The 5,359-nt window shown below is 70.5% G+C and carries 5 protein-coding genes; 2 read left to right on the forward strand and 3 right to left on the reverse strand.

Features of this window, described 5'->3' with window-relative positions; all coding sequences use genetic code 11:
• Window positions 1-252 precede the first annotated feature (252 nt).
• The gene (gene rpsA, locus ACFQ36_RS20395) at window positions 253-1,719 is read left to right on the forward strand and encodes a 30S ribosomal protein S1 (RefSeq protein ID WP_377016996.1); all 1,467 of its coding nucleotides are present in this window, start codon (window positions 253-255) and stop codon (window positions 1,717-1,719) included.
• Between the two features lie 201 nt (window positions 1,720-1,920).
• Here the strand turns inward: rpsA and ACFQ36_RS20400 are convergent, their stop codons facing one another.
• From ACFQ36_RS20400 to ACFQ36_RS20410, 3 genes are all read right to left on the reverse strand, one after another.
• Window positions 1,921-2,295, reverse strand: coding sequence for a hypothetical protein (locus ACFQ36_RS20400; protein WP_377016998.1), 375 nt, complete (start codon window positions 2,293-2,295; stop codon window positions 1,921-1,923).
• Window positions 2,296-2,569: 274 nt separating this feature from the next.
• Window positions 2,570-3,715: a class I SAM-dependent methyltransferase gene (locus ACFQ36_RS20405; protein ID WP_377017000.1), complete on the reverse strand. Its 1,146-nt coding sequence runs from the start codon at window positions 3,713-3,715 to the stop codon at window positions 2,570-2,572.
• Entirely contained in the window at window positions 3,708-4,388 is a 681-nt protein-coding gene (locus tag ACFQ36_RS20410) for an IMPACT family protein (RefSeq protein ID WP_377017005.1), read from the reverse strand. The genes ACFQ36_RS20405 and ACFQ36_RS20410 overlap by 8 nt, the downstream gene beginning before the upstream one ends.
• Window positions 4,389-4,653: 265 nt before the next feature.
• Here ACFQ36_RS20410 and coaE point away from each other — a divergent pair.
• Window positions 4,654-5,359 (forward strand): dephospho-CoA kinase (gene coaE, locus ACFQ36_RS20415; RefSeq protein ID WP_377017003.1); only part of this gene is annotated, 706 nt, incomplete at its 3' end.

The following is a 5,359-nucleotide window of genomic DNA, read 5'->3' on the forward strand; positions in this document are numbered from 1 at the left end:
CCCGCACGCTGGCGGCGGCCGGCAGGCTGGCGGGGGAGCCGGAGGCGGTGGCGCGGCTGGACCGGCTCATGGCGCAGCCGGTGCGGCCGTACTGCATCACGCACTTTTGACCCGAGTTGGGCGCACCGGCTAGACTTATCGGGCGCGTAATGCGCATGCAATTCCCAAAAGTCCACTTCCGGGCGGCCGGGGCACTGTTGTGCGCCGGGCTTCTGGAACCAAGAAAACTATCCACATCGGAGCCCCTACTACATGACCATCACCTCCACCGAGAAGCCCGGTGCCCCTCAGGTCGCCATCAACGACATCGGCACCGCTGAGGACTTCCTCGCAGCCGTCGACGCCACCATCAAGTACTTCAACGATGGTGACCTCGTCGAAGGTACTGTCGTCAAGGTCGACCGCGACGAAGTCCTGCTCGACATCGGTTACAAGACCGAAGGTGTCATTCCCTCCCGCGAGCTCTCCATCAAGCATGATGTTGATCCCGGGGACGTTGTCGCCGTGGGCGACCAGGTCGAGGCCCTTGTCCTGACCAAGGAGGACAAGGAAGGCCGCCTGATCCTGTCCAAGAAGCGCGCCCAGTACGAGCGCGCCTGGGGCGACATCGAGAAGGTCAAGGAAGAGGACGGCGTCGTCACCGGTACCGTCATCGAGGTCGTCAAGGGTGGCCTCATCCTCGACATCGGCTTGCGCGGCTTCCTGCCCGCATCCCTGGTCGAGATGCGCCGCGTGCGCGACCTGGCTCCGTACATCGGCCAGCAGATCGAGGCCAAGATCATCGAGCTGGACAAGAACCGCAACAACGTGGTGCTGTCCCGCCGCGCCTGGCTGGAGCAGACCCAGTCCGAGGTCCGCTCCACCTTCCTCAACAAGCTGGAGAAGGGCCAGGTCCGTCCGGGCGTCGTCTCCTCGATCGTCAACTTCGGTGCGTTCGTGGACCTGGGCGGTGTCGACGGCCTGGTGCACGTCTCCGAGCTGTCCTGGAAGCACATCGACCACCCGTCCGAGGTTGTCGAGGTCGGCCAGGAAGTCACCGTCGAGGTGCTGGAGGTGGACCTGGAGCGCGAGCGCGTGTCCCTGTCCCTGAAGGCCACCCAGGAAGATCCGTGGCAGACCTTCGCCCGCACCCATGCGCTGGGCCAGGTTGTTCCGGGCAAGGTCACCAAGCTGGTTCCGTTCGGTGCGTTCGTGCGCGTCGAGGACGGCATCGAGGGCCTGGTCCACATCTCCGAGCTGGCGCAGCGCCACGTGGAGCTGGCCGAGCAGGTCGTCTCCGTCGGCGACGAGCTGTTCGTCAAGGTCATCGACATCGACCTGGAGCGCCGCCGCATTTCGCTGTCCCTGAAGCAGGCCAACGAGGGCGTCGATCCCGAGGGCACCGAGTTCGACCCGGCGCTGTACGGCATGGCCGCCGAGTACGACGAGCAGGGCAACTACAAGTACCCGGAGGGCTTCGACCCGGAGTCCAACGAGTGGCTCGAAGGCTACGAGGCACAGCGCGCCGCCTGGGAGCAGCAGTACGCCGAGGCCCAGGCCCGCTGGGAAGCCCACAAGAAGCAGGTTGCCCGTGCCCTGGCCGAGGATTCCGCTGCCGCTTCCGGCGCCGGCGAGTCCGCTCCGACCAGCTACTCCTCCGAGGCTCCGGCTGCCGAGCACGGCACCCTGGCCTCCGACGAGGCCCTGGCCGCCCTGCGCGAAAAGCTCACCGGCCACTAATCGCCTGGCTGAGCAGAGGGCCCCGCACCATCCGGTGCGGGGCCCTCTCCTGTCTGTATGGAAAAAAATTGGTCAGCAGGTGCTCCCTTCCCGCGGAAACCGGTCAGTAGATGTGGTCCGCGGGAAGAAGCCGGCCGCCGTCTTCCGGCACCGGGCGGACAATTCCGCTGAACGGGCCGGCTGCGGAACGGAACCCTCCGATCAGTTCGGCGACGCAAGCGGCGTGCGCGGATCCCAGCCCCGGTGCCACAGGGCCCCGCGTATCCGCCGCGGCGCCGTCGCAATCCGCGGCCGGAATGTCTCGGTCCCGATCACGATATTGCGCCAGCCGTGCAGCAGCGTGATCCCGTCGCGGTACTGGTCCAAGCCGCGCCGAAGCTGCATCCGGTGGTGCCCGCCGTCGTACTGGACCGCTACGCGGTATTCGGGGACCACCGGATCCGGCCACACCACTTCCCGGCCGCGCGCATCCGTAATCGCCCAGTCCAGAACGGGTTCGGGCAGGCCAAGATCGAGGATGGCCAGGCGCGGCTTCGTCTCCGGCGGGGTGATCCGGATTCCGTCATGATCGACCACATCCCCCGGAGCCGCTTTCAGCCGCCGGCAATGCACTCCCGGCCTGCGCAGGCGATGCAGCGCGGCGGGGACGCCAGCTCTATCTTCCGGGCGATTCGAGTGCGGGCGGCAGGGGAATCCCCAGAATGAGCGCGGCGGTCAGGCGGTGTACGACGGCGTCCGGAGCCAGTTCCTGCAGCGGACGGATCCGTTCGGCCAGCTCCGGCGGCGAAGGCGGTGCCAGGAATCCGTCGGAGGCGGCATCTACCGACCCATTTCCGTCCGAAGGCCGCATCTACTGACCAATTCCTGCGGTGCGGGTGGAGACGGTGACCGTGAATTTCGGGTTCCGGGCCATCTGGCGCGTTGGCCCGACGAGCCGCTCCAGCTGCGGCCGGTAACGCAGGTGCGAGTTCCAGACGGTCCAGAGCTCGCCGCCGGGGGCCAGCACCCGGCCCGCCTCGGCGAAGAGCTTCAGCGCGATCCCGGCGTGCACGGTCGGGCCGACGTGGAAGGGCGGATTCAGCACGATCAGCGCGGCCGAACCGTCCGGCTGCCCGGCCAGCCCGTCGTCCCTGAGCACACTGACCCGGCCGGCGACGCCGTTGGCCTCAGCGGTGGCCGCGGTGGAGGCGACGGCGGAGGCGGACTGGTCGCAGGCCAGCACCTTCAGGCCGGGCCGGGACAGTGCCAGGTACACGGCGATCGTCCCGTTGCCGCAGCCAAGGTCCACGGCAGTGTCCGCCGCCCGGGCCCGCTGCAGCTGCGGCAGCAGGAACCGGGTGCCCGGGTCCAGTTTCGCGCCGCCAAACGTCGCGCCGTAGGCCCGCAGCTGCAGCGGCTGCGGGAGTCCGACGTCGTAGGTTCCCGCCAGCGGGAACCCGGTGCCGCCGCCCGGCACCGGCCCGGCAGCGGTGAGCACCCGCGCCTTCTGCCGGGCCAGCCCGGCGGCCACCGAGGAGAAGTGCCGGCCCAGCACCTCGTTCATGGCCGGCGCCATGTGCTTGACCATCCCGCCGGCGAAGACCTGCACGGCCGGGTCCGCGTGCGCGGCGATCAGCGCGGCGATTTCCTCCAGTGCCTCCAGCGAACGCGGCAGCCGCAGCAGCACCACCGTGGCGCCGAACAGCAGGCCGGCGTCCAGGGGCAGGTTGGCGTAGGCCGCCGCCAGGCCCGCGGCACGGGCATTGATGCCCAGCGCGAACTCGCCGGAGAGCGGGTCCTGGTGCACCCGGATGCCGCTCAGGCCGTGCCGCGCGGCCGCACCGAGGGTCAGCGCCCCGTACCGGTCCCCGATCACTGCCAACCGGTCCGCGGCGCAGCCGGCGAGCGCCTGCGCCGCGGTGTCCAGCAGGAGGCGGTCGGCGGCGTCGTGCGCGTAGAGGTTGTCCGCTTCGATGTCCGGATACCGGCGCAGCGCGGCAAAGTCCAGTTCAGGCAAGGTCCACCCATTTGGTGCCGCGCGGCTCAGGTGCAGGCCCGCCGGCGGTCAGCGCCGCCAGCCGGGCGTGGAAGGCCTCCACCACCTCCGGCTGGTCCGCCAGCGCCACGTTGATCAGGGCGCCCCGCTCCTCGTAGCCGGTGCCCAGGACCGTAAGCCCGGCCGAGCGCAGCTCGTTCTCCAGCCGGCCGGCGCCGGCGTGCGGGGCCGGGACCGCGAACAGCCGCATCCGCCGCCGGGGGATGAGCCGGGCCGTGGCCAGCGCCTGCGAGACCGAGTCCGAATAGGCCCGGACCAGGCCGCCGGCACCGAGCAGGATGCCGCCGAAGTAGCGGACGACGACGGCGGCGACGTCGCTGAGGTCCGCCGCCCCGGGCGCGGTTTCCCGCTTGGTCAGGGCCTCTAGCATCGGGATGCCGGCGGTGCCGGAGGGTTCGCCGTCGTCGTTCGAGCGCTGCACGCCGCGGTCCGGTCCCAGCACGAATGCGCTGCAGTGGTGCCGCGCGTCGTGGAACTCCTTGCGCAGCCCGGCCACCAGGGCCCGGGCCTCGTCCTCGGTTTCCACCCGGCGCAGGACGGTGATGAACCGCGAGCGCTTGATCTCGAGCTCATGCCGGTGTTCCCCGTCGATGGTCGTGTAGCTGGCGGGGGAGGCGGCAATCACACACTCCAGTCTACGGGAGGCACGCCCCCGCGACACGCCGGTGTCCGTTGCGGAAGCGGCCGGCCCGGCTGGACGATGAACGGACCGAGACAGACCATTTGCCGTGCTGCGCCGCACCGGAAACCCTGTGGTGGGCCATGCGGGCTGTCTTCGTCGGGGCGGAACAGCCCGGACTGTGCGCGAGGCGTGCGGGGGAGGCAGTGAACGCTAACGCTTAGCCGCCTCCCACCGCTCGCATGCTCGTGGCGGGGCCCTCGGCGGCTAAGCTGGCGGAATGCTGAAGGTTGGTCTCACGGGCGGCATCGCCGCCGGGAAGTCGCTGGTGGCCGGGCGCCTGGCCGAACTCGGGGCGGTACTGGTCGACGCGGATGCCATTGCCCGCGAGGTAGTGGAGCCGGGCACGCCCGGCCTGCGCGCCGTCGTCGAGGCCTTCGGCCCGTCCGTGCTCGACGGCGCCGGGCGGCTGGACCGCCCGGCGCTCGCCGCCGTCGTCTTCGGTGACGAGAGCAAACGGCAGCTGCTCAACGGCATCGTGCATCCGCTGGTGCGCGCCCGCGCCGCCCAGCTGGCCGCCGACGCCGGCAGGGACAGCATTATCGTGCAGGACATCCCGCTGCTGGTCGAGACCGGGCAGGGCGCCAATTTCCACCTCGTGCTGGTGGTGGACGCGCCGGAGGACGAGCGGGTGCGCCGGATGGTGGCCAACCGCGGCATGGACGAGGCTGCCGCCCGCGCCCGCATCGCCGCCCAGGCCCCCGCGGCCGAGCGACAGGCAGCCGCCGACGTGCTGCTGGAGAACACCGGATCGCCGGCAGACATCATCGCGACGGTGGACGAACTCTGGCACACCCGGCTGGTACCGTTCAACCGCAACCTGGTCGACCGGCAGGTGGCCGCCGCGCCGGGACCACCGGTACTCGCGGAGCCGAGGGCCGACTGGGCGAACCAGGCACGCCGGCTCGCCGCCCGGCTGCGGCACG

The sequence above is a fragment of the Arthrobacter sp. GCM10027362 genome, assembly GCF_042679445.1.
Classification (GTDB): Bacteria; Actinomycetota; Actinomycetes; order Actinomycetales; family Micrococcaceae; genus Crystallibacter.